Annotated in this window: 22 protein-coding genes and 2 pseudogenes; 13 read left to right on the top strand and 11 right to left on the bottom strand. The window is 43.8% G+C overall.

What is annotated here, in order from left to right:
• Complete coding sequence (locus LNN34_RS20985; protein WP_099043897.1) at positions 1 to 624, bottom strand: flavin reductase family protein; 624 nt, start codon at positions 622 to 624, stop codon at positions 1 to 3.
• An 89-nt stretch (positions 625 to 713) separates the two neighbouring features.
• Between LNN34_RS20985 and LNN34_RS20980 the strand changes: the two genes are divergently transcribed.
• Positions 714 to 1,394, top strand: coding sequence for an ArsR/SmtB family transcription factor (locus LNN34_RS20980; RefSeq protein WP_229044557.1), 681 nt, complete (start codon positions 714 to 716; stop codon positions 1,392 to 1,394).
• Positions 1,395 to 1,643: 249 nt separating this feature from the next.
• On the opposite strand, the pseudogene LNN34_RS20975 reads toward LNN34_RS20980, so the two are convergent.
• Positions 1,644 to 1,873 (bottom strand): annotated as a pseudogene (locus LNN34_RS20975) (winged helix-turn-helix transcriptional regulator); the annotation flags it as partial.
• Between the two features lie 110 nt (positions 1,874 to 1,983).
• On the opposite strand from LNN34_RS20975, the gene LNN34_RS20970 reads away from it, so the two are divergent.
• Positions 1,984 to 2,646 carry an MBL fold metallo-hydrolase gene (locus tag LNN34_RS20970; RefSeq protein ID WP_044160230.1) on the top strand — a complete coding sequence of 221 codons (663 nt, stop codon included), beginning with the start codon at positions 1,984 to 1,986 and terminating at the stop codon, positions 2,644 to 2,646.
• Positions 2,647 to 2,765: 119 nt separating this feature from the next.
• Here LNN34_RS20970 and LNN34_RS20965 read toward each other — a convergent pair.
• Positions 2,766 to 2,876: pseudogene (locus LNN34_RS20965) on the bottom strand (VOC family protein); the annotation flags it as partial.
• Between the two features lie 97 nt (positions 2,877 to 2,973).
• Between LNN34_RS20965 and LNN34_RS20960 the strand changes: the two are divergent.
• Complete coding sequence (locus tag LNN34_RS20960; protein ID WP_199397728.1) at positions 2,974 to 3,768, top strand: hypothetical protein; 795 nt, start codon at positions 2,974 to 2,976, stop codon at positions 3,766 to 3,768.
• A gap of 32 nt (positions 3,769 to 3,800) precedes the next feature.
• Here the strand turns inward: LNN34_RS20960 and LNN34_RS20955 are convergent, their stop codons facing one another.
• Together LNN34_RS20955 and LNN34_RS20950 are read right to left on the bottom strand one after the other, a co-directional pair.
• Positions 3,801 to 4,535, bottom strand: a complete 735-nt coding sequence (locus LNN34_RS20955) for a MerR family transcriptional regulator (RefSeq protein WP_229044502.1) — start codon at positions 4,533 to 4,535, stop codon at positions 3,801 to 3,803.
• 155 nt (positions 4,536 to 4,690) lie between these two features.
• Positions 4,691 to 6,001, bottom strand: a complete 1,311-nt coding sequence (locus LNN34_RS20950) for an MFS transporter (protein ID WP_059292131.1) — start codon at positions 5,999 to 6,001, stop codon at positions 4,691 to 4,693.
• A 437-nt stretch (positions 6,002 to 6,438) separates the two neighbouring features.
• On the opposite strand from LNN34_RS20950, the gene LNN34_RS20945 reads away from it, so the two are divergent.
• Complete coding sequence (locus tag LNN34_RS20945; protein ID WP_229044500.1) at positions 6,439 to 6,888, top strand: DUF6376 family protein; 450 nt, start codon at positions 6,439 to 6,441, stop codon at positions 6,886 to 6,888.
• A 32-nt stretch (positions 6,889 to 6,920) separates the two neighbouring features.
• Here LNN34_RS20945 and LNN34_RS20940 read toward each other — a convergent pair whose 3' ends face one another.
• Positions 6,921 to 7,850: a manganese-dependent inorganic pyrophosphatase gene (locus tag LNN34_RS20940; RefSeq protein WP_229044499.1), complete on the bottom strand. Its 930-nt coding sequence runs from the start codon at positions 7,848 to 7,850 to the stop codon at positions 6,921 to 6,923.
• Between the two features lie 209 nt (positions 7,851 to 8,059).
• On the opposite strand from LNN34_RS20940, the gene LNN34_RS20935 reads away from it, so the two are divergent.
• Complete coding sequence (locus LNN34_RS20935; RefSeq protein ID WP_024123528.1) at positions 8,060 to 8,437, top strand: winged helix-turn-helix transcriptional regulator; 378 nt, start codon at positions 8,060 to 8,062, stop codon at positions 8,435 to 8,437.
• Positions 8,438 to 8,466: 29 nt separating this feature from the next.
• On the opposite strand, the gene LNN34_RS20930 is transcribed toward LNN34_RS20935, so the two are convergent.
• Positions 8,467 to 8,952 (bottom strand): spore coat protein, encoded by a 486-nt coding sequence (locus LNN34_RS20930; RefSeq protein WP_024123527.1) that lies wholly within the window; start codon positions 8,950 to 8,952, stop codon positions 8,467 to 8,469.
• A 145-nt stretch (positions 8,953 to 9,097) separates the two neighbouring features.
• On the opposite strand from LNN34_RS20930, the gene LNN34_RS20925 reads away from it, so the two are divergent.
• From LNN34_RS20925 to rplI, 4 genes are all read left to right on the top strand, one after another.
• A complete protein-coding gene (locus LNN34_RS20925; RefSeq protein ID WP_044160223.1) occupies positions 9,098 to 9,247 on the top strand; it encodes a hypothetical protein in 150 nt (49 codons plus the stop codon).
• 224 nt (positions 9,248 to 9,471) lie between these two features.
• Positions 9,472 to 10,401, top strand: a complete 930-nt coding sequence (locus tag LNN34_RS20920) for a YybS family protein (protein WP_059335332.1) — start codon at positions 9,472 to 9,474, stop codon at positions 10,399 to 10,401.
• A 36-nt stretch (positions 10,402 to 10,437) separates the two neighbouring features.
• Entirely contained in the window at positions 10,438 to 12,417 is a 1,980-nt protein-coding gene (gdpP, locus tag LNN34_RS20915; RefSeq protein WP_044160221.1) for a cyclic-di-AMP phosphodiesterase GdpP, read from the top strand.
• Positions 12,414 to 12,863, top strand: coding sequence for a 50S ribosomal protein L9 (rplI, locus tag LNN34_RS20910; RefSeq protein WP_010332608.1), 450 nt, complete (start codon positions 12,414 to 12,416; stop codon positions 12,861 to 12,863). Before gdpP ends, rplI begins: the two co-directional genes overlap by 4 nt.
• Positions 12,864 to 12,899: 36 nt before the next feature.
• Here rplI and LNN34_RS20905 read toward each other — a convergent pair whose 3' ends face one another.
• The 3 genes from LNN34_RS20905 to LNN34_RS20895 all read right to left on the bottom strand — a co-directional run bounded on the left by LNN34_RS20905 (position 12,900) and on the right by LNN34_RS20895 (position 16,538).
• Entirely contained in the window at positions 12,900 to 14,981 is a 2,082-nt protein-coding gene (locus LNN34_RS20905) for an ArnT family glycosyltransferase (protein ID WP_229044498.1), read from the bottom strand.
• Between the two features lie 135 nt (positions 14,982 to 15,116).
• Complete coding sequence (locus LNN34_RS20900; protein ID WP_229044497.1) at positions 15,117 to 16,325, bottom strand: CynX/NimT family MFS transporter; 1,209 nt, start codon at positions 16,323 to 16,325, stop codon at positions 15,117 to 15,119.
• Positions 16,326 to 16,397: 72 nt separating this feature from the next.
• Positions 16,398 to 16,538, bottom strand: a complete 141-nt coding sequence (locus LNN34_RS20895) for a YycC family protein (protein ID WP_003242786.1) — start codon at positions 16,536 to 16,538, stop codon at positions 16,398 to 16,400.
• Positions 16,539 to 16,658: 120 nt separating this feature from the next.
• On the opposite strand from LNN34_RS20895, the gene LNN34_RS20890 reads away from it, so the two are divergent.
• On the top strand, positions 16,659 to 16,862 hold the full coding sequence (locus LNN34_RS20890; protein WP_044160216.1) for a hypothetical protein: 204 nt from the start codon (positions 16,659 to 16,661) through the stop codon (positions 16,860 to 16,862).
• A 54-nt stretch (positions 16,863 to 16,916) separates the two neighbouring features.
• Here LNN34_RS20890 and LNN34_RS20885 read toward each other — a convergent pair whose 3' ends face one another.
• Positions 16,917 to 17,117: a DUF2188 domain-containing protein gene (locus tag LNN34_RS20885; RefSeq protein ID WP_044160214.1), complete on the bottom strand. Its 201-nt coding sequence runs from the start codon at positions 17,115 to 17,117 to the stop codon at positions 16,917 to 16,919.
• A gap of 170 nt (positions 17,118 to 17,287) precedes the next feature.
• Here LNN34_RS20885 and dnaB point away from each other — a divergent pair, with 170 nt between their 5' ends.
• From dnaB to purA, 3 genes are all read left to right on the top strand, one after another.
• A complete protein-coding gene (gene dnaB, locus LNN34_RS20880; protein WP_024123520.1) occupies positions 17,288 to 18,652 on the top strand; it encodes a replicative DNA helicase in 1,365 nt (454 codons plus the stop codon).
• A 118-nt stretch (positions 18,653 to 18,770) separates the two neighbouring features.
• Positions 18,771 to 19,190, top strand: a complete 420-nt coding sequence (locus LNN34_RS20875; protein ID WP_044160212.1) for a VOC family protein — start codon at positions 18,771 to 18,773, stop codon at positions 19,188 to 19,190.
• 206 nt (positions 19,191 to 19,396) lie between these two features.
• Entirely contained in the window at positions 19,397 to 20,689 is a 1,293-nt protein-coding gene (gene purA / locus LNN34_RS20870; RefSeq protein WP_044160210.1) for an adenylosuccinate synthase, read from the top strand.
• The last annotated feature ends 278 nt before the right edge of the window (positions 20,690 to 20,967 follow it).

The raw sequence follows: 20,967 nt of genomic DNA, 5'->3' as shown, positions 1-20,967 counted from the left end.
TCATGTTTCCGAACGAAAGGTTTTTCCTATTTCTTTTCCTAAACCAAAATAGTGTCTGAAATTATAAATAAGCGGACTCCATTTTGAAGGGTCAATGTGGTTGTCGTTCAATATGATCTTTTCCTCGGCATGAAAATGTAAAGCTTGTGTTTCCACAATCGCAAATGATGGTTCGTATTCTGGTATCCGAATATGTTTCACTTCTGCTTCTATTTGGATAGGGCATTCTTTAATTCTTGTTGGTGCTACTGTCATTGATGGTAAAGGTGTTAACCCTGCCGCTTCGTATTTCTCTTTTTTGTAAGTAAACCCGAGCTGTTTCTTCAAAGGCGGGATATTCTTTTTTCCGCTAAAAGACGAAATTCTTTCAACGTTTTTCCATAAATCGGGGCTGGGCAAGTTAATGACACATTCTTTGTGTCTCTTTATATTTTCAATGGCTTTTCCTCCTAGTCCTACGCCCAGAACAATATAGTTTCCAAGCGCCCACGAGGAAGACATCGGACTAATATTGGTGGTTCCGTCTTCATTCAAAGTGGAAAGAAGGAATGTTGACGTGCCATAGTACATAATGTTTGGTTTGATTTCTTTATAATGAAGAGTGTCTTGTTTTTCACTGTTCAACGCTTACTGCCTCCTAATCATTATTTATTTATATTGTAAAGGTTTAACATTTCAACTATCATCGAAATATGAATGTAAGGAGGAGAATGATGAATCCTAATATTGCAAAGGTTGCTTCGTTACTATCTGATCCCACGCGTTCTTCTATTCTTTTGAGCCTTATGGATGGAAGAATACACCCTGCTGGAGAGCTTGCATATTTCGCTAAAATCAAGCCTCAAACTGCGAGCTTTCACCTGCAAAAATTACTTGAAGCACAGCTCATCAGTGTAGAGAAGCATGGAAGACATCGATATTATAAATTGGCTAGCGCCGATGCTGCAAAAGTGATCGAACAATTGCTCAGTATTTCGCCTGATTCAAAAGTGAAGTCTTTCAATGATTCAAAAGAAAAAAGTGATTTACACTTTGCCCGTACCTGTTATGATCATTTGGCTGGTTATATCGGCGTGCAAGTGACATATTCATTAGTCGAGCAGGGCTTCTTACGAAAAGCGGATTTACAGTTCGAGGTGACTTCAGAAGGCTCTTTGTTTTTCAAGGATTTTGGAGTCGACGAAGAAAAACAAAGAAATAAGAGGAGATCTTTTTCGCTTTGCTGTTTAGATTGGAGCGAGCGGCAGCATCATTTAGCAGGCGCTTTGGGACATGCATTATTAGATAGGATGCTAGAACAACAATGGATTGTGCGTATGCCTAAAACTAGAGCTATTAAGGTTACACAAAGCGGAAAAGCTGCATTTGAGAAATACTTTAAATTGAGTATCTAATAGAAAACATACTTTCTCCATCTGTAAAAAGAACATAGAGAGTGTACAAAGCAGATGGACGGCGCCATATTGAAAAAAACGCAAAGTAAAATGATGTAATTCCTTATATTTTGAAATACTTAAAGCCTGTGATGATCTTGAATTTTTTCGTCCAGGTTTTTTAATTGGCATGAAGCTATGTCTAATAGTCAGCCATGTCCCTTTCATTACGCTCTGGGCGGTTTTGAATGACTCAGATATTCGATTCCCCATCGATGAAATGATAGGAGATAGCTTTTCGCCGAGTTTTGTTAAAGAATATTCCACCTTTTCCGGTACAGTATTCTCTGCCTTTCTCTTCACTACACCATCTGCTTCTAGTTCCCTTATTTGCAACGTCAGCATCCTTTTTCCGCGGATAATGTGTAAAGTCATTTCTGCAGGACATGCTTTTTTCCTTCTGCACTGCAAGCACCATACCCATTGAACCGATTTCCCATATCGTCACCCCACAATTTAAGTTACAAAAATGTGCTTCATTACATATCCACCTTATTTGTAAATTGTATTACAGTAATGGTAACAAAAATATACAAAGGAAGTGGTTTGCTTGAACTTAATACAAATATCAGAACATGTCTATCAGTGTGAATTTGAACTCGATGTACCGATTCATATCCCAGTTCATATTTGGTTTATTAAAGATGGCGATGATGTTTATATCATTGATACAGGAATAGAACGTTTCGCAGATGCGCAAATAATGGCAGCGTTGGCAATTGGCAATCCAAAAGCCATTCTGCTGACCCATGGCCATAGTGATCATATTCAAGGTGCAGCAAGATGGTTAGAGAAGTTTGACATTCCTATTTATGCCCATCAAAAAGAACTGATTTATATAAATGGAGAAGCGCCTTATCCGAACAAAAATGACGTCGAAAACACAGGGGTAGCATATATTGTCCGGCCGCTGACGGAGCATACACTTGCTCATTTGCCGATACAATACTATGTAGCACCCGGACATTCTCCGGGGCATGTTATCTACCATCATGAAACTGATAACATTTTATTATCGGGAGACCTTTTTATTACAAGTAAGGAGGAGCTGCACCCGCCTATCAGAAAATTTAGCGTCGATATGAATGAGAATATAGATAGCGGCGCAATCATAGATGAAATCAAACCAATTCTTATCTGCTCATCGCATGGACAAAGCATTCTTTATAATGAAGAACTGTATAAAAGGTATGTTTTAAAGTATAGAGATTAAAGAATATTAATTGGTTGGGGAGAAGGGTGAAACTATTTTGAGTATCGTTTTTTTAGAAGGAATAAGTCCCTCAAAAACATACCAAATTCACTCGGTATGTTTTGGGAGATTTAAAGATACTATGATAGTTCAATCAGGTTCTGATCTGGATCTCTTATATAGACAGATAGAATCGGACCAAGCGCACCGGTTCTTTTTACAGGCCCTTCCTCTACATTGACATTCATTTTCGTGACATTCTGAAACAAGACGGGCTGCATGTGATCTGCTGTGTACTTTTCCTGCATATAATGATTCATGAAGGTGAATAGGAAAGGGTGAATTCAATTGAATCCATACAACAGCAGAATGGCACCTTATTGGGTTTATCATGCCGGAGAATCAACGCTTTACCAGTATCCATATGTCTATAGGCAGCCCGTTTTCTCGCGCGCCATTATTACTGCAGCGCGGGGGGATGTGACGGGAGATGGAGTCGCTGATGAAGTCTTCCTTACTGGCAATCAAACGTCAGGCAGTCCGCTATGGAGAAATATCACTTTGGTGATACGTGACGGCAAAACACATCAGGAACGGCAAATCCAGCTTCATAACAATATCGGATACAATCCGTCACTTTTTCTGGCTGATGTGACAGGCAATCAAACGGAAGATGTGGCTGTTGTAATCGATACCGGGGGAAGCGGAGGCTCTATCTATGCGTATGTGTTTGCCTATATGAACCGGCAGTTCAGACAGATTTTCAATTCGGATTCTTTTAATGATGAATTCAAGTACAGTGTGAGCTATCAAAATCAATATAAAGCGAGCGTGATCAGTCAACGCCAGCATGAACAATATATACTGGATCTTACTTACAAAGGCAGAGACTATTTGAATGAAATTTATACGAATCAGGGTGTTTTAAAAGCGCCGATAGAAGGCTGGGTCAATCCTTTGTCCGGCTTGTATCCGGTTGATTTCAACAGAGATGGCGTATACGAATTGCTGGCGTATCAGCGGATCGCCGGAAGATATAACGCTGACTCATTGGGATATGTTCAAACCGTATTGAAATGGAACGGGCGGAATTTTGGCGTTGACCGGCAGAATGTATCGATTGTTGGCGGTGCCGCAACTTGAGCAGAGAGAATGCGTAGTCGCAAAGACTCACGCTACAGGTGTTCTGCAACGACGGTCAGATAATAAGATAAACCGGTTTGCTGCTCTTCTAACATTCCTCGATGGAAATCATCCTGCATAAAAAATCGTGTTTGTTTTACGTAATCTTCTTTGCTTGTCGGATGTCCGTTTTGATTCAGGAACGTAATATGATTCATGACATGCTCTTGCACGGCAGGGTCATGATACGTGACACCGCTTCTTAAAAAATCAGCCATTCCATCAAGAAAATGTTTTGCCTCTATCGCCATTTTGTTCATTTCATCTACATTGACAGCGTGGGTATCTACTTCAAAATCGTAATGCTCTTTTAAATGGTCATTTTGTTCCGCTAAAGATTGTTTCCATTCGTCAGCGGTTTCAAATCCTTTAAACATGACCTTATGATCCATGTTCTCACCTTTTCTTGTGTATTCTAAAGACATATTGACCGTTTGAACGAAGCGCTGGTACTTTTTAATTTTCTTTTCAAACAGCTTTTTTTGCTTTTCTAATGTGCCAGTTCTGTCAGCATCCTCATCTAATAACCTTTTTATTTCTGACAAAGGAATATCTAATTCTTTGTAAAAAAGGATTTCCTGCAGTCTTTTTAGCTCGTCGGCACCATAGTACCGATACCCGGCTTCGCTGATTTCTTTTGGGACCAGCAAGCCGATTTTGTGGTAGTGATAAAGCGTTTTGATTGTCACGTTCGCAATGTGCGACAGTTCTTTTACTGTTACTTTCACAACTCAATCCCTCCTTCCTCTATCACTATGAGGCCTTACCTTTGGTTGGAGTCAAGAATAAAAATGATGTTATTTTTACCCGGAGAGAATGGGATATAGCCCCCGAGAAAGCTGTTTTATGATCAAAGAAAAGAGTGCTTGCACACAAGCACTCTTTACTCCAACTTAATTCTTTTCACATCTCCCAGCACAAATACGTAAAAAATCAGCCCAAGCAGCAATACAAAACCGGCAACCAGGAAGCTGAGCGTAAAGGAACCTGTCACATCAAACAAATATCCCGTGAGTGAAGCGGCGATTATGCCTCCGAATAGGTTGTTTGCCAGGTTTACCATGGAACTCAGCATGGAAACGGAGCCAATCGGGGCCAGTTCTGCGGAGATGGACCAGCCGACCGGAGCCGTTGCAGAAACGCCGGCGAGGCCGATTGAAATGCAGATAATCGCGACGGTGATATTATTCGTCAAAATGGAGCCTAAAAAGAAAAAGCCGAAGCTCATCCCTACAATGATCACGGTTCGGTACACCTTGGTGTTGGAATAGCCTTTTTTGATAAGGTAATCGACGAGCCAGCCGCCGACCACAATGCCGGAAATGGTTGAGATCAGCCACGGCACGGCGGTGAATAAACCGGATGACATGAGATCCATTCCGTATGTATGCTTAAAGAAAGTCGGTAGCCATGTAAGCAGCAGGTTGAATGTATAGCCGTACCCCGTAAATCCGATCATTAAGCCCCATACTTTACGATTAGTGAAAAGCTTTTTTAAAAGCGGACCCGTTTTGTAAGGGATTTGCTCTGTTGTGATTGTATTGTGTTTCTGAATATAGTTTAATTCGCTTTTGGAAATGCGTTTGTGCCGTTCGGGCTGCTCGTAGTACTGCCAGAAAAAGATGGTAAACAGCACATTGATGCATCCGATCGTTAAAAAGGCGACCCGCCAGTCAAATGTTGTGACGAGAAAGGCGACCAGCGGCGCTCCGATTACGTTTGAAAATTTGGCGGCTGAATCAAACAGTGAGTTCGCCAGACCCCGTTCGCTTGGCGGAAACCATAGAGCGGTTGCTTTGGAAGCGGCGGGGAACGCCGATGCGCTTGTCAGCCCAATGAGAAACCGGAACACATATAAGAGCAGTTTTCCTTGTAAAAAAGCGAGAATGATCGTTAGAATGCTCCAAACCGTCATTCCGATTCTTGTGACCCAGGCCACGCCAAACCTGTCCAATAAACTTCCGACGGGCAGCTGCATCAGTGTGTACGAATATGTGTAAATCGAAAACACAATGCCGAGTTCAGTTGCTGTGAGGTGAAACGAATCTTGTATCGCCGGGGCAGCTACAGAAATGGCCACTCGATCAAAATAATTAAGAATGATAATGCCGCTCAGTAACGAAGATATATACCATCTGGTATGCCCGGGCCGTTTCACGCGCTCTTGACTCATGATGAAAACCTCCTCTGTCATAGCATGATCTCCGGATGTAAATACCATTCAAATTTTAAATACCACAGCTCTCTTTTATGTAAACGGACAGCAGGAATTTGACTGGAAAAGCCCATTGCTTTAGAATGAAAGTAATAAAAATGAACACTCCAAAGGGGAGTAGCTTTCACAGTAAAGTCGTCATTACGGGACAAGGTGTCCTCGGCTTTGCTGGCAATTTAATTGTTAGCGAGACCTTTGCCAAATCTGATTTGGTGAAGGTCTTTTTGTTTCTAAACTTCACCAAATCGGTGGAGTTTTTTTCATTTTTATCAAAAAAGGGAGAGGAGATTTACGATGTCTAAGCTGAAGAAATGGCTGAAACATGAATTGGTGAAGAAGGGGCTGCCATTAGCGAAAGAGAAATTGATTCCGATCTTAAAAGAAAAAATGAAGAAGAAACGATAAGGGGGCAAACAATGAAGAAAATGGTTCTGACGGTTTTGGCCGGCGCTGGTCTTTTGGGGGCAGGCGGATGCGGAATACTGGATCAGGTGAATGACGGGCTGGATTATACAAATGAAGCGTCAGCTTATGTGGAAAAGGTGAAGACGTTTGCAGAGGAAGCGCCTGCATTAGCTGAGGAAGCTGTAAATGACACTGAGGCGAAAGAAAAACTAGAGACACAGCTTGAGTCCATTCAAAAGGCAGCGGCTGATTTTAATGAATTAACCCCGCCTGATGCCGCAGCGGAGCTTCACAACACCCTGCAGGAGCATAACGACACATTGCAAAAAAGTGCGGAAGACGTCTTGCAGCAAGTGGAAGAAGGAAAAGTATCGATTGAGGAATTGGAGCAATCCGAATTGATCCAAAACACTAAGCAAATGACTGATGTAATGGGGCAAATTGAAAAGCTTGGCGAATGAGGAAAAGCATCCCGGGAGCGGGATGCTTTTTCTTATTCTGCAATCGCGTCTGTTAACACAGGAACGACTTGTTTTTTACGAGAAACAACGCCTTTAAGAAGGGCTGTGTTGTTTTCTAATGTGACGTTGAACGCTTTTTCCACTTTGTCCGCTTCGTTACCGATTGCAAGTGCAAGTGAATCGTTTTCTAAGATGTCTGTGATGACAAGAAGGAACAGATCAAGGTTCTTCTCAGCCACAACTTTAGAAATCACTGCTTCTAACTCAGCTTGGCGTTTTTTCACATCTTCGATATCCACTGTGTTGACTTGTGCGATTTCGACTTTTTTGCTGCCGAGTGTGAATTCTTTTGCATCAAGAGAAATCAGCTCTTCAACTGTTTTTTTGCTTAAGTCAGCGCCGGCTTTCAGCATGTTTAAGCCGTATTCTTCAGCATCTACGCCAGCGATTTCAGCAAGTTCTTTTGCTGCCGCTACGTCTTGGTCAGTACAAGTTGGAGATTTGAATAACAGAGAGTCAGAAATGATAGCGGACAGCATAAGGCCGGCAATTTCTTTCTCGATGGTTACGTTATTTTCTTTGTACATTTTGTTTAAGATTGTAGCCGTACAGCCGACAGGCTCAGCACGATAGTAAAGCGGCTCAGCTGTTTCGAAGTTTGCGATTCTGTGATGGTCGATGACTTCAAGAACCTGAACGTCTTCAATATCCTTGATGCTTTGCTGGCGTTCGTTGTGGTCAACAAGGATAACGCCGTTCACTTCGTTTGCAGCTGTTTCTACAAGACGAGGGCTTTCTTGTTTGAAGTAATCAAGCGCATATTGTGTTTCGCCGTTGACTTGTCCAAGTCTGACAGGCTCAGCGTTAAAACCGAGTTTGTTTTTTAAATCAGCGTAAGCAATAGCAGAGCAAATCGTATCTGTGTCTGGATTTTGGTGTCCGAAAATAAGTATTTTTTCCATGATAACTCCTTATCCTTTTTTAAGTAGTGTAAACATTCTTTTTATAGTTTAACACGTCTTGCTGCGGGTGTAATCATGCAAACCCTTAAAAATTGATGTGAATAAAAAGCATTTTTTTTGAGTGGAAGAGGAAAGGTGTGTAAAATACTGGGTAGGTCAGTTGCAAAATGATCTGTAGTATCAAAAAAGGTACTATTGGAGGGTCGAACATGAGCCGAAAAAATAATATTTATCCGAACAAAGAAGGCTGTCCAGTTGAATTTACACTAGATGTCATTGGCGGAAAGTGGAAAGGAATCCTTTTTTATCACATGATAGATGGCAAGAAACGGTTCAATGAGTTTCGCAAAATCTGCCCGAGTATTACCCAACGAATGCTGACCCTGCAGCTTCGGGAGCTTGAAGCGGATGGCATTGTTCATCGCGAAGTTTATCACCAGGTGCCGCCCAAGGTTGAGTATTCTCTGACAGAATTCGGGCGAACGCTTGAGCCGATTGTATTGCAAATGAAAGAATGGGGCGACGCCAATCGAGAAGTACTGGAGGCGCGTCGTTCGAACAGTTTATTAAAAGAACAGCAGAAGTAGCAGCAAAGGGAGAGCCTTTGCTGCTACTTTTATTTCATCGAAATGGCTTTATTGGCGTTTCTGACGTCATTTTTTAACAGATCAGAAAGGTTGTAAGATGGGTAGTATCCATGCTGATACATGTATTGATAAACCTGTGCATGCAACTTAATGGCAGCGTTTAGCTGTTTGACAAGTACGGTTCTTAATTGAGGTGTTGCTGTTTCTGTAATTGCGATGGCATAGCTGCGGACAGATGTTTTGGCAAAGCCGAGCAGGTCACCGCTGTAAAATGGATTATCCGCGCGCTCTTCCTCTTCATCATCGCGAGGCATCGGCGCCTGAGGGAAGAACGGGAGAAGCTCTTTTAAGTTTTGCTCAACGGCCTGAATGGACACGCTATAAAGCTGTCTGAGTTGAGGATCTCTAACTTCTCTAATCATTTTCTTCAGTTTAATGAGCCCGTTTGCCTGAAAAGCAACCAGCTCATGCATCTCTAATGTTTCATGCCAAGCCAACGTTCTGCGTTCATCCATGTAACAAATCTCCTTTATCAATCAGATTCTGTATCAGCATATGCCCAACGTTCAATGTTGTTCATGATGTTTTGAAGTTTTTAAAAAGGGAAATTCACCTTATATAGGATACGGGTTGAGAACATCCAAAAAGAGGTGAAACACGATGTGGGACATGATAAAGAACTTTTTCTTGTTTAGCAGCGGCGTTCTGCAAGCAACAACCCTTTTACTTGTGATTTTAATATTTGTGTATGTCAGAAAAACGAAGAAGAAAAACAAAGAAACTTCTGGTTTTATGGATGATAAAGAATAAGAAGTGATGGGCATTCTTTTAAAGAATGTCTTTTCGTTTGCAATGTTTCACATGAAACATTGACGTCATTTTACTTGCGATTTGGACTTATGTTAAAATATAAAAGTAATTTTAGAGATGATATGAAAACATTGGTGCAAAACATGTTGCGGCGATGAAAAAAAGAGCAGTCGTTTATGCTGCTCTTTTCTATTCGTATGTTCAGTATGATACGAGGTGACTAAGTGAAACAAACAAGAGCATTAATGGAAGGTGCTATTTTAATCAGTCTGTTTGCGATCATCACATTGTTGGTCGTTTATGTTCCATTGATTGGAACAATTCTGTTATTTGCACTGCCGCTGCCTATGATCCTTTATACGATCAGACACGGATTGAAATTAGGATTATGGATGGGCGCTGTCAGTCTTCCTGTTGTCTTTATTGTCGGGTCCTTTAACGGACTTATTGTAGCTTTTATGTCAGCTTGTGCGGGCATTGCCATGGGGCATTTTTTCAAAAAAAGAGAACCCGGTCATGCTATTATTTCGGGTGCCCTTATTTATATGCTTTGTATCGTGTTCTATTTTGTGATAAGCATTCAGTTTTTGGGTATCAATATCATTGATGAAGCAATGACACAATACCGGCAATCACTCGATATCGTTGAATCCGTTTTGAAACAATCGGGTAATGCTGAAGAGCTTGAGAAACAAATGAAACTGATGGAAGAACAATTGAGTACGGTTCAATATCTTTTTCCAACAGCTATCGTGATGGTAGGAGCCATTTTTTCTTTCCTCAGTTACCTTATCGCTAAGCCGCTCTTAAGGCGATTCTCCCCCGATATTCCTAGTCTAAAGCCTTTTAGAGAGTTGAAGTTTCCGCAAAGTGTGGTAGTACTGTATTTGTTGATTGTCATTCTTTCATTTCTGCCTTTAGAAAAAGGCCAAATGCTGTACTCTATCGCTTTAAATGGGGAGTTTATACTCGGGTTTCTTATTTTTATCCAGGGTTTATCATTTATCTTTTTCTATTGCCATAAGAAAAAATATCCGAAGGCAGTCGCCGTCATTGCAGTCATTCTTGGTCTGCTGCATCCGATTTTTATGGCAGCCATTCGCATTTTAGGCGTTATGGACATGGGCTTTAACATAAGGAATAAGGTGAAGTGAATATGAGTTGTACTCACATGGTGGGGAGTGATAGAAATGCCAAGCTTTTATGAAAAACCGTTGTTTCGGTATCCCATCTATGCATTGATTACTTTGTCAATCATTACAATCCTCATCAGCTTTTATTTTAACTGGATCATAGGAACCGTCGAAGTGTTGCTGCTTGCAGTTATACTGTTTTTTATAAAACGCGCGGATTCTCTTATTCGAAAAGAGATTGACGCTTATATTTCTACGTTATCCTACAGGTTGAAAAAAGTCGGTGAAGAGGCATTGATGGAAATGCCGATCGGCATCATGCTTTTTAATGATCAATACTATATAGAATGGGCAAATCCGTTTCTCTCTTCTTGCTTTAATGAAAGTACATTAGTGGGGAGATCACTTTATGATACTTGTGAATCAGTTGTGCCGCTCATCAAACAAGAGGTAGAATCGGAAACGGTTACATTGAATGACCGAAAATTTAAAGTGGTCATCAAACGGGATGAGCGTCTGCTTTATTTCTTCGATGTGACGGAACAGATACAGATTGAAAAGCAATATGAAAATGAAAGAACTGTGTTGGCCTATATTTTCCTTGATAACTATGATGATGTGACGCAAGGATTAGACGACCAGACGAGAAGCACGATGAACAGCCAAGTGACATCTTTGCTCAACGCTTGGGCGCAGGAGTATGGAATATTCCTGAAAAGGACTTCATCCGAACGTTTCATCGCTGTGCTTAATGAACACATTTTAACCGAACTTGAAAATTCGAAGTTTTCGATTCTGGATGAGGTACGGGAAAAAACTTCATTTGACGGCGTTGCGCTGACCTTAAGCGTTGGTATAGGAGCTTCGGTCTCATCGTTGAAGGAGCTTGGCGATTTGGCGCAATCCAGTCTGGACTTAGCGCTGGGACGCGGCGGAGACCAGGTAGCCATTAAGCTGCCAAACGGTAAAGTGAAGTTTTACGGCGGTAAAACAAACCCGATGGAGAAGCGAACAAGGGTGCGCGCCCGCGTGATTTCTCATGCTTTAAAGGAAATCGTTTCTGAAAGCAGCAATGTGATTATCATGGGACACAAATTCCCCGACATGGATTCTATCGGCGCGGCGATCGGGATATTAAAGGTGTCACAGGCAAATAACAAAGATGGATTTATTGTGATTGATCCGAATCAAATCGGTTCAAGTGTGCAGCGCTTGATTGAGGAAATTAAAAAATATGAAGATCTGTGGTCAAGGTTCATTACGCCTGAAGAAGCGATGGAAATTGCCAATGACGACACGCTGCTTGTCATCGTGGATACACATAAGCCGTCGCTTGTCATGGAAGAACGGCTGGTAAACAAAATTGAACATATTGTGGTCATCGACCATCACCGCAGAGGCGAAGAATTTATCAGAGACCCGCTGCTCGTCTATATGGAGCCGTACGCTTCATCAACAGCGGAATTGGTGACAGAGCTGCTAGAGTATCAGCCGAAGCGCTTAAAAATCAATATGATTGAAGCAACCGCCCTATTAGCTGGTATAATAGTGGATACAAAGAGCTTTTCACTCCGCACGGGCTCGCGGACCTTTGATGCAGCTTCATATTTAAGAGCGAAAGGCGCCGATACGGTGCTTGTGCAGAAGTTCCTCAAAGAAACCGTTGATTCCTATATTAAACGGGCGAAGCTGATCCAGCATACGGCCCTCTATAAAGAGAACATCGCGATTGCGTCTCTGCCTGAGAATGAGGATGAATATTTCGATCAAGTGCTGATTGCGCAGGCTGCGGATTCACTGCTGTCGATGAGCGAGGTTGAGGCTTCATTTGCGGTAGCAAGACGTGATGAACAAACTGTTTGTATCAGTGCGAGGTCTCTTGGCGATGTGAATGTTCAGATCATCATGGAGGCGCTGGAAGGCGGAGGACATTTAACAAATGCGGCGACTCAGTTATCCGGCATTTCAGTAACAGAAGCGCTGGAGCGGCTGAAGGGCGCCATAGATGAGTATTTTGAGGGAGGCGTACAAAGATGAAGGTTATTTTCTTACAGGATGTAAAAGGAAAAGGAAAAAAAGGCGAAGTGAAAAACGTAGCAGACGGTTATGCGCATAACTTTCTGATTAAAAAAGGCCTCGCGGTTGAAGCGAACGCGTCAAACATCAGTGTACTAAACGGTCAAAAGCAGAAAGAGAAAAAAGAAGCCATCGCAGAGCTTGAGCAGGCAAAGAGCTTAAAAGAAACATTAGAAAAACTGACTGTTGAGCTCAGCGCGAAATCAGGTGAAGGCGGCCGTTTGTTCGGCTCTGTCACAAGCAAGCAAATTACTGAACAGCTTCAAAAAGACCATAACATTAAAGTGGATAAGCGGAAGCTAGAACTGCCGGACGGCATCCGTGCGTTAGGATATACAAACGTTCCTGTGAAATTGCATCCTGAGGTGCAGGCTGTGTTAAAGGTACATGTAAAAGAAGAAGCTTAATAGAAAAGAGGCTTGGATTGATCCAAGCCTCTTTTTTTATTCTGCGAGATAAAGGGTTTGCCGGCTTTCTCCGCCAGGTCCACCTTTCATGCCTTGCAGGCTGCTTGTGCTGCTCGTGGAACTGCTGTACTCGTCAGAAGATATTTCTTGGCCGTGTTTCTTGATCCAAGAAACGAGTTCAGTATTGCCTGAGTTAGTTTCTGACAGCAGGAAGTATTTCACTTTGCCCTCATTGACCAGTTTTTTCAGCTCAGAGACAGTCAGAATCGGATCTGTGCCGTTGAAGCCGCCGAGTGCCATGACAGATTCATCTGTATTGATGATATATGGCGCAGCCGTTACGGTTGTCAACGTAGCAAATAAATACTCTTCGCCGGTATTATGCTCCCTCAGATAAGACAGGAGACCGGTGTCCATTTCTGAGGAGAACATGTTTCCTCCGTTTGCCGAGCTTTTAAGCTGCGGGCCGGATTCAGGAAGAACGCTGTTGCCCCCGTATAAAAGCGGCGTTGCTGACCAGTAGATTGGTGCGAGCAGCAGCACGCATAAGCTGACAATGATTAGCTGTTTGCTGCTTTTGAACATGAGCAGAGCAATGGTGATGCCGAGTCCTGCGAGTCCGAGTACATACATCCAACCACTGCCGATTTGGCTTGTATAAGCACTTAACATATAGACTTGGAATGCGGCTGTGATGAAGACGGCCGCTGGCAGCAGGCAGTTTGCCCAATCTTTATTGTTTTTGTATAAGCGGTACATTGTATACCATCCGATACCGGAAAGTGCGGCAATCGGCGGTGCCAGCATAATCAAGTAATACTGGTGGAAGAAACCCGCGATGCTGAAGAAACCTGCCACAGGTCCGAGCCATGCTGTCCAGAATATCGTTTCTTTCATTTCCGTAGCCTGACCGCGGCGATCACGATACCAGCTGACAATTACACCTAGTAATCCGATCAATGCGAATGGAAGCATCCAGCTGATCTGGCCGGAAAGAGCAGATTGGAAGAGACGAAGCGGTCCTGCATCACCTGTGCCGAACATGTTCATGCTTTTTCCGCCGCCACCGCCGGGTCCTCCATTTCCTGGTCCGCCTGTTGGAGGTGTGCCTCCCCCTCCATTGGAAGCGCCGCTTTGTCCAGAAGGCGGCTGAGGAGCCTGTGCATTGCCCCCGAAGGAACCGGTGCTGTTTTGATTTCCATCTGCCTTGCTGTTTCTGTTCTGAGATGAAGAGGTTCCGTCAGAGGATTCATTGTGATTTGGCGCTTGCATCGTGCCATTATTCTGCATGTTACCGCCGCCTGCGGCATTCATATCACCACGTGCAAGGCCGGTGGTTTGCCCAAGCAGCCGCTCTGTGCCGTTATATCCGAAGGCGAGTTCTAACACAGAGTTTGTCTGGCTGCTTCCGATATACGGCCGGCTGGAGGAGGATGTTGAATCCACAATAACCGCCCATGAGAGCGATATAGCGGTCAGGAGGATAAGAGACAGAATCAGCGAACCTATTCTTTTCTTTAGCGAAACCCGAGTAGCAATCAGGTAGAATAACACAAATGCAGGCAATACCATAAAGGCTTGCATCATTTTCATATTAAATGCAAGGCCGATCAGGCCAAATGCCGTCAGAAGCCAAACGAGCTTGCCTTCTTTGACCGCCCGAAGCAGGCATGATGAACCGAGCAATAAGGTAAAGACAAGCATACTGTCAATGTTGTTTGTCCGGCTGACGACGACTGCGATCGGTGTCAGCGCCATGACAAGTGCGGCGGCGCGGGCCGCTCCAATGCCAAATGTCGGTTTGATCATTCTGTACAGAAGGAATACCGATCCAACCCCGGCGAGAGCCTGAGGAATGATGACACTCCACGTATGAACACCAAAGATCAGCGCGAAAATCGTTTGAATCCATAAAACAACAGGCGGCTTATCAACTGTTACAAATCCGGAAGGGTCAAATGACGCATAGAAGAAATTGTGGAAGCTCTGCGTCATGCTTTTCACCGCTGCCAGATAGTATTGGTTCGCAGCGTCATCCTGCCAAATGTGATAGGTGTTGAGAAAAGCCGCTGCAAGCAAAATAACAATAAGGACCGTGTCGAAACGTTTGGTTTTCATCGTTTTTCACCTCTTTATGATGTCCTATTGTAAAAAACAAAAATGAAAAACTTATGAATAAACCATAAAGATTCAAGGAATGTCTGACAGCTTTTTCATAAAAAAAGAGACGGAGACATCTTCCCCGCCCTTTTTCTACGCTGAATTTCTCTTTCTCTCTGTCTGAAGGACGTATCGATCGCGTCCTGCCCCGAGTCCTGCTGTTCCCATGACGATTAAAGCAGCAATAAGAAGCACAATCGGCATTGTCCATGAATGTGTCTGGTCAAAGAGATACCCAACAAAGATCGGCCCGACGGCTGCAAGAAGGTAGCCAAATGACTGTGACATGCCTGACAGCGCTGCAGCCTGATACGCATTTTCACTGCGGAGTCCAATGAGAGTGAGTGCCAGACTAATGCTGGAGCCTTGTCCGATACCGATAATCACCATCCAGATGGCAAGCATAGCATGGCTGCCGCCTGTTAATAATCCGCATAGACCGATCAGATAGACTGCGGTCAGCGCTGCAACGATACCGCGCTGATGTTTCACGCGGTCAGCTAAAACCGGTGTCAGAAAAGTGGAAGGCAGACTCGCAAATTGCATGAGTGATACCAGCCATCCGGCGGTTGACGTATCAATCCCGTGTGAACGGAGAATCTCAGGAAACCAGGCGATACTGCTGTAAAATAAAAATGATTGCAGGCCCATGAAGATGGTGACAAACCATGCCACTTTGGAAGCCCAAATCGGACTGGTTTTAAGCTGCGGCGTCTGGTTGGACGCATCCCGATGGCGAAGCTGAGGTATCCAAATCAGCAAGGCTAGACATGCCAAGCCTCCCCATAAAAGAAATCCCTGTTTCCATCCGCCATCCAACTGGGACGCTAAAGGAACGCTGATACCTGATGCTAAAGCAGCGAATATATTCATTGATGTCGTATACAGGCTGATCATGATCCCTGGCTTTTCAGGGTATTTATGTTTGATTAAGCTTGGCAAAAGTACGTTTCCGATCGCTATTCCGATTCCGATGAGTGCCGTTCCGAAAAACAAAGCGGGGGTATAGCCGGCAGATCGAATCAAAACACCGATAAACAGTATCAGGAGACCAAGCCATAAGGTTCGCTCATTTCCTAGGCCCCGTCCGAGCTTAGGCGCGAGCGGAGAAAGAACGGCAAACGAAAGCAGCGGCAGTGCGGTCAAAAAACCGGCTGCCCCATTGGACATGTGCAGCTCGGTCCTGATGGAGCTGATGACCGGCCCGACTGAAGTGATTGCGGGTCTTAAGTTAAACGCGATAAAGATAATACCGGCAATCAGCCAAAACGATTGGATTTTTTTATTTTGTGGATGTGGCAAAGCAGTTACTCCTCTTTTCTAACATATACTTAATATCATTCCGATACATGTAAGCAAGTATGCGAGTGCAGGTTATGATTTGTCCTCTTTCTGCAATTCAGCCATTTTGGCAAGCAGAATATGCTGAGGCATATGCATGATCTGTTCAAGCGGCAGATTCAAAGACTCTGCAAGCTTTTGTGCAGTTTCAGCAGAAATTTGCAAAGGTCTCACAAAGATCCCTCCTCTCTTTTGTCCATTGTACAAGAATCAGATGCGGAACGTAAGAAGATATCACAAAGGGATGGTGCATTCTGAAAATGCCCCTTATAAAAGAGATAAGGAGGGTTCATCATGAACAAACCATTATCATTATTAAAACAAATGCTGTATGAGCAACAGATAGACACAGAGAAAGCTGTCACATTGGAAGAATATATTGCATTGCGGCATAAGCTTCAGGAGCTGATGGGGAAATTTGCTTCCTTTGAAGAGTGGGAGCTGTATCAAAAGGCGGCGGATCTCATGATGCGTATTGGATTCAAATGGATGGAATAACGTGTCGTACCTGCTAAAAAAAGCCCCGCGGCAGCGAAGGCTTTCAGTAGTTTGTTAGAAAGAGAATTCATCTTCCACATTTTTATGCTGGTCATAAATCACAAGCTTCGCCGGACTGTTCTCTTTGGCTACCTGCTTCGCTTTTTCAATAGCGGCGTCTTTTGAGGTGTATAAAGCTGTAGGCGCCACATTCTCCACTTTGATAAACCAGCCGTCCGCATCGACGTTGGGTGTTACGGCGTATTTTTTCAGCATCATTCATTCCTCCCTCAAGTTTTATCAGTTTTTTTCCCAGCCTGGCACTGTCCGAAACTATCCAATCTGCTGACTGAAAAAAATGGGAAACAAAGAATTTTTCTATTTTTTTTCTGGATAAATGGTAAAATGGAGTTTGGAGATTTTTTAATGAGAGGACGGTGCTTAGCATGACAGACCTTCTGAATGATCGGCTGCCGCCGCAAAATATAGAAGCCGAACAAGCCGTGTTAGGCGCTATTTTTTTACAGCCGTCTGCTTTAACACTGGCTTCAGAGGTATTGATTCCAGATGATTTCTATAGAATGTCTCACCAAAAAATTTATAATGCGATGCTGGTGCTCGGAGACCGCGGTGAACCGGTTGATTTAGTTACGGTGACGTCAGAGCTTGCCAACACGGACCTGCTGGAAGAAGTGGGAGGCATATCGTATCTGACTGATATCGCAAACTCGGTGCCGACAGCGGCTAACATAGAATATTACGCAAAGATCGTTGAGGAAAAATCAATTCTTCGCCGGTTAATCAGAACAGCGACAACCATCGCTCAGGACGGATATACCCGCGAGGACGAGGTCGAAGATTTACTCAGTGAAGCGGAAAAAACGATTATGGAAGTGGCGCAGCGCAAAAATACAAGCGCCTTCCAAAATATCAAGGATGTCCTTGTTCAGACGTATGATAACATCGAGCAGCTTCACAATCGAAAAGGCGATATTACCGGGATTCCGACAGGGTTTTCTGAGCTTGATCGGATGACTGCCGGATTCCAGCGCAATGACTTGATTATTGTGGCTGCCCGTCCGTCAGTAGGGAAAACGGCCTTTGCCTTGAATATCGCGCAAAACGTAGCGACGAAGACCGACGAGAGTGTAGCCATTTTCAGTCTTGAGATGGGTGCCGAGCAGCTCGTTATGCGTATGCTTTGTGCCGAGGGAAATATCAATGCCCAAAATCTTCGTACAGGAAATCTGACCGAAGAAGATTGGGGTAAGCTGACGATGGCGATGGGAAGCCTGTCCAACAGCGGGATTTATATCGATGATACACCGGGTATCCGTGTCAGTGAAATCCGCGCAAAATGCCGCCGTTTGAAGCAGGAAAGCGGCCTTGGCATGATTTTGATTGATTACTTGCAATTGATTCAGGGAAGCGGACGTTCAAAGGATAACCGTCAGCAGGAAGTATCAGAAATTTCCCGTGAACTGAAATCGATTGCCAGGGAGCTTCAAGTCCCTGTTATCGCGCTTTCTCAGCTTTCACGTGGCGTTGAGCAGCGTCAGGATAAACGTCCGATGATGTCTGATATCCGTGAATCAGGAAGTATCGAGCAGGATGCGGATATTGTCGCGTTCCTTTACCGTGATGACTACTATGACAAAGAATCTGAGAACAAAAACATTATCGAAATCATTATTGCCAAACAGCGTAACGGCCCGGTAGGAACCGTGTCTCTTGCGTTCGTAAAAGAATACAATAAATTCGTCAACCTGGAACGGCGTTTTGACGACGCAGGTGTTCCGCCTGGCGCGTAAACCCCAAGAGCTTCTTCTTGGGGTTTTCTCGTCCAAAAGACTGAAGAGGAACCAGCCACTTAGCGGATGTAAAAATGAAAGCGTTTTAATAAAATGAGACAAAAAGGAGAGGGTAACAATGAGAAATCGTTTTTCACAATTTCATGCCGCGCAAATTCGGATAGCAAGACCTACGGGCCGGCTTGATCAGATCATTCGCTTTTATGAAGAAGGGCTGGGCTTAGAACGAATTGGTGAATTTCATCAGCATAATGGGTTTGACGGAGTCATGTTTGGCCTCCCGCATACCGATTACCACTTGGAATTCACCCAGCATGCAGAGGAAAGAACAGCCCCCGTTCCCCACCCAGATAGCCTGCTCGTCTTTTATGTGCCGAGCGAAGAAGACATCAAAGCCATCACTGTAAAATTAAAAAGCATGGGCTATCAGGAGGCTGAACCTGAGAACCCGTACTGGAGTCATGGAGGGGTGACAATAGAGGATCCAGACGGCTGGCGGATCGTGTTTATGAACACAAAAGGGATTTCAGGCAAGTGATTCTTTCCTCTGCTAAAGGATAAAAGTTTCATGAGCTTTTCAAGGCAAATCTTTAAGAAAACGCTTCTAAAGTCATTTAAAGCGAACGAATTTGGATTTACAAGAATTTAATGTTCGGATTTACAATTGACTTTCTGTTTCTTCACTGATAAACTTGATTTGTTTGAATAGAATCGTTTTTGAAAGGTTAACGGAGGTGCACGGACATGTCTTCAGTAGTTGTAGTAGGTACGCAATGGGGCGATGAAGGGAAAGGCAAAATCACAGATTTCCTGTCAGAAAATGCAGAAGTGATCGCCCGTTATCAAGGCGGAAATAACGCAGGGCACACCATCAAGTTTGACGGAGTCACATACAAGCTTCACTTAATCCCGTCTGGAATTTTCTATAAAGATAAGACGTGTGTGATCGGAAACGGAATGGTTGTAGATCCAAAAGCATTAGTCACAGAGCTTGCGTATCTTCATGAGCGCAACGTCAGTACAGATAACCTGAGAATCAGCAACAGAGCCCACGTGATTCTGCCGTATCATTTGAAGTTGGATGAAGTGGAAGAAGAGCGAAAAGGAGCAAACAAGATCGGCACAACGAAAAAAGGAATCGGCCCTGCTTATATGGATAAAGCAGCCCGTATCGGCATTCGTATCGCGGATCTGTTGGATCGTGACGCGTTTGCGGAGAAACTCGAGCGCAATCTTGAAGAAAAAAACCGTCTGCTTGAGAAAATGTACGAGACAGAAGGATTTAAAATAGAAGATATCTTAGATGAGTATTATGAATACGGACAGCAGATTAAGAAATATGTCTGCGATACATCCGTTGTTTTAAATGATGCGCTTGATGAAGGACGACGCGTGTTATTTGAAGGCGCACAAGGGGTTATGCTTGATATCGATCAAGGAACATACCCGTTTGTTACGTCATCTAACCCGGTTGCCGGCGGAGTCACCATCGGTTCAGGTGTCGGCCCGACAAAAATCCAGCACGTAGTCGGTGTCTCAAAAGCCTATACGACTCGTGTCGGCGATGGTCCTTTCCCGACTGAGCTGAAAGACGAAATCGGCGATCAAATCCGTGAAGTCGGACGTGAATACGGAACAACAACAGGACGCCCGCGCCGTGTCGGCTGGTTTGACAGTGTCGTTGTCCGCCACGCCCGCCGTGTCAGCGGAATCACAGATCTTTCATTGAACTCAATTGACGTGTTAACAGGTATTGAAACACTGAAAATTTGTGTGGCTTACCGTTACAAAGGAGAAGTCATCGAAGAGTTCCCTGCAAGCCTTAAAGAACTTGCAGAATGTGAACCGGTTTATGAAGAAATGCCAGGCTGGACTGAGGATATCACAGGTGCGAAGAGCCTTAGCGAGCTTCCGGAAAACGCGCGCCACTATCTTGAGCGTGTGTCTCAGCTGACAGGCATTCCGCTTTCTATTTTCTCTGTCGGTCCAGACCGTTCACAGACAAATGTCCTTCGCAGCGTGTACCGTGCGAACTAAGCAGAATACCCGCAAGCCCCTGTTTTCAGGGGCTTGTTTTTTGTTTGAAAACTGCAGATAAGTTGGTCTGAGAAAAAAATATGAAAAAAAACCAAAAAAGTTATTGCCACTTCTATTTGTTCATGATATTATAAATCTCGTTGTTACGGAAACTGCTTCAATAGAGTACAAGATAAGAACTTGATCCAAGTCGTTTTGCTCTATGAAAAATCCGCATCTTAAGGAGCCATTAGCTCAGTTGGTAGAGCATCTGACTTTTAATCAGAGGGTCGAAGGTT

Source organism: Bacillus sp. AF23, assembly GCF_020861455.1.
Lineage (GTDB): Bacteria > Bacillota > Bacilli > Bacillales > Bacillaceae > Bacillus > Bacillus halotolerans.
Note: the sequence above shows the minus strand (reverse complement) of the source record. Positions and strands in the feature narration are given on the sequence as shown.

Coding starts and splice junctions, on each gene's coding strand:
- LNN34_RS20980 (WP_229044557.1), top strand. CDS start 714: ATGAATCCTAATATTGCAAAGGTTGCTTCGTTACTATCTGATCCCACG.
- LNN34_RS20950 (WP_059292131.1), bottom strand. CDS start 6,001: ATGACAGAGGAGGTTTTCATCATGAGTCAAGAGCGCGTGAAACGGCCC.
- LNN34_RS20945 (WP_229044500.1), top strand. CDS start 6,439: ATGAAGAAAATGGTTCTGACGGTTTTGGCCGGCGCTGGTCTTTTGGGG.
- LNN34_RS20940 (WP_229044499.1), bottom strand. CDS start 7,850: ATGGAAAAAATACTTATTTTCGGACACCAAAATCCAGACACAGATACG.
- LNN34_RS20935 (WP_024123528.1), top strand. CDS start 8,060: ATGAGCCGAAAAAATAATATTTATCCGAACAAAGAAGGCTGTCCAGTT.
- LNN34_RS20930 (WP_024123527.1), bottom strand. CDS start 8,952: ATGGATGAACGCAGAACGTTGGCTTGGCATGAAACATTAGAGATGCAT.
- LNN34_RS20925 (WP_044160223.1), top strand. CDS start 9,098: ATGTGGGACATGATAAAGAACTTTTTCTTGTTTAGCAGCGGCGTTCTG.
- gdpP (WP_044160221.1), top strand. CDS start 10,438: ATGCCAAGCTTTTATGAAAAACCGTTGTTTCGGTATCCCATCTATGCA.
- rplI (WP_010332608.1), top strand. CDS start 12,414: ATGAAGGTTATTTTCTTACAGGATGTAAAAGGAAAAGGAAAAAAAGGC.
- LNN34_RS20905 (WP_229044498.1), bottom strand. CDS start 14,981: ATGAAAACCAAACGTTTCGACACGGTCCTTATTGTTATTTTGCTTGCA.
- LNN34_RS20890 (WP_044160216.1), top strand. CDS start 16,659: ATGAACAAACCATTATCATTATTAAAACAAATGCTGTATGAGCAACAG.
- LNN34_RS20885 (WP_044160214.1), bottom strand. CDS start 17,117: ATGCTGAAAAAATACGCCGTAACACCCAACGTCGATGCGGACGGCTGG.
- dnaB (WP_024123520.1), top strand. CDS start 17,288: ATGACAGACCTTCTGAATGATCGGCTGCCGCCGCAAAATATAGAAGCC.
- LNN34_RS20875 (WP_044160212.1), top strand. CDS start 18,771: ATGAGAAATCGTTTTTCACAATTTCATGCCGCGCAAATTCGGATAGCA.
- purA (WP_044160210.1), top strand. CDS start 19,397: ATGTCTTCAGTAGTTGTAGTAGGTACGCAATGGGGCGATGAAGGGAAA.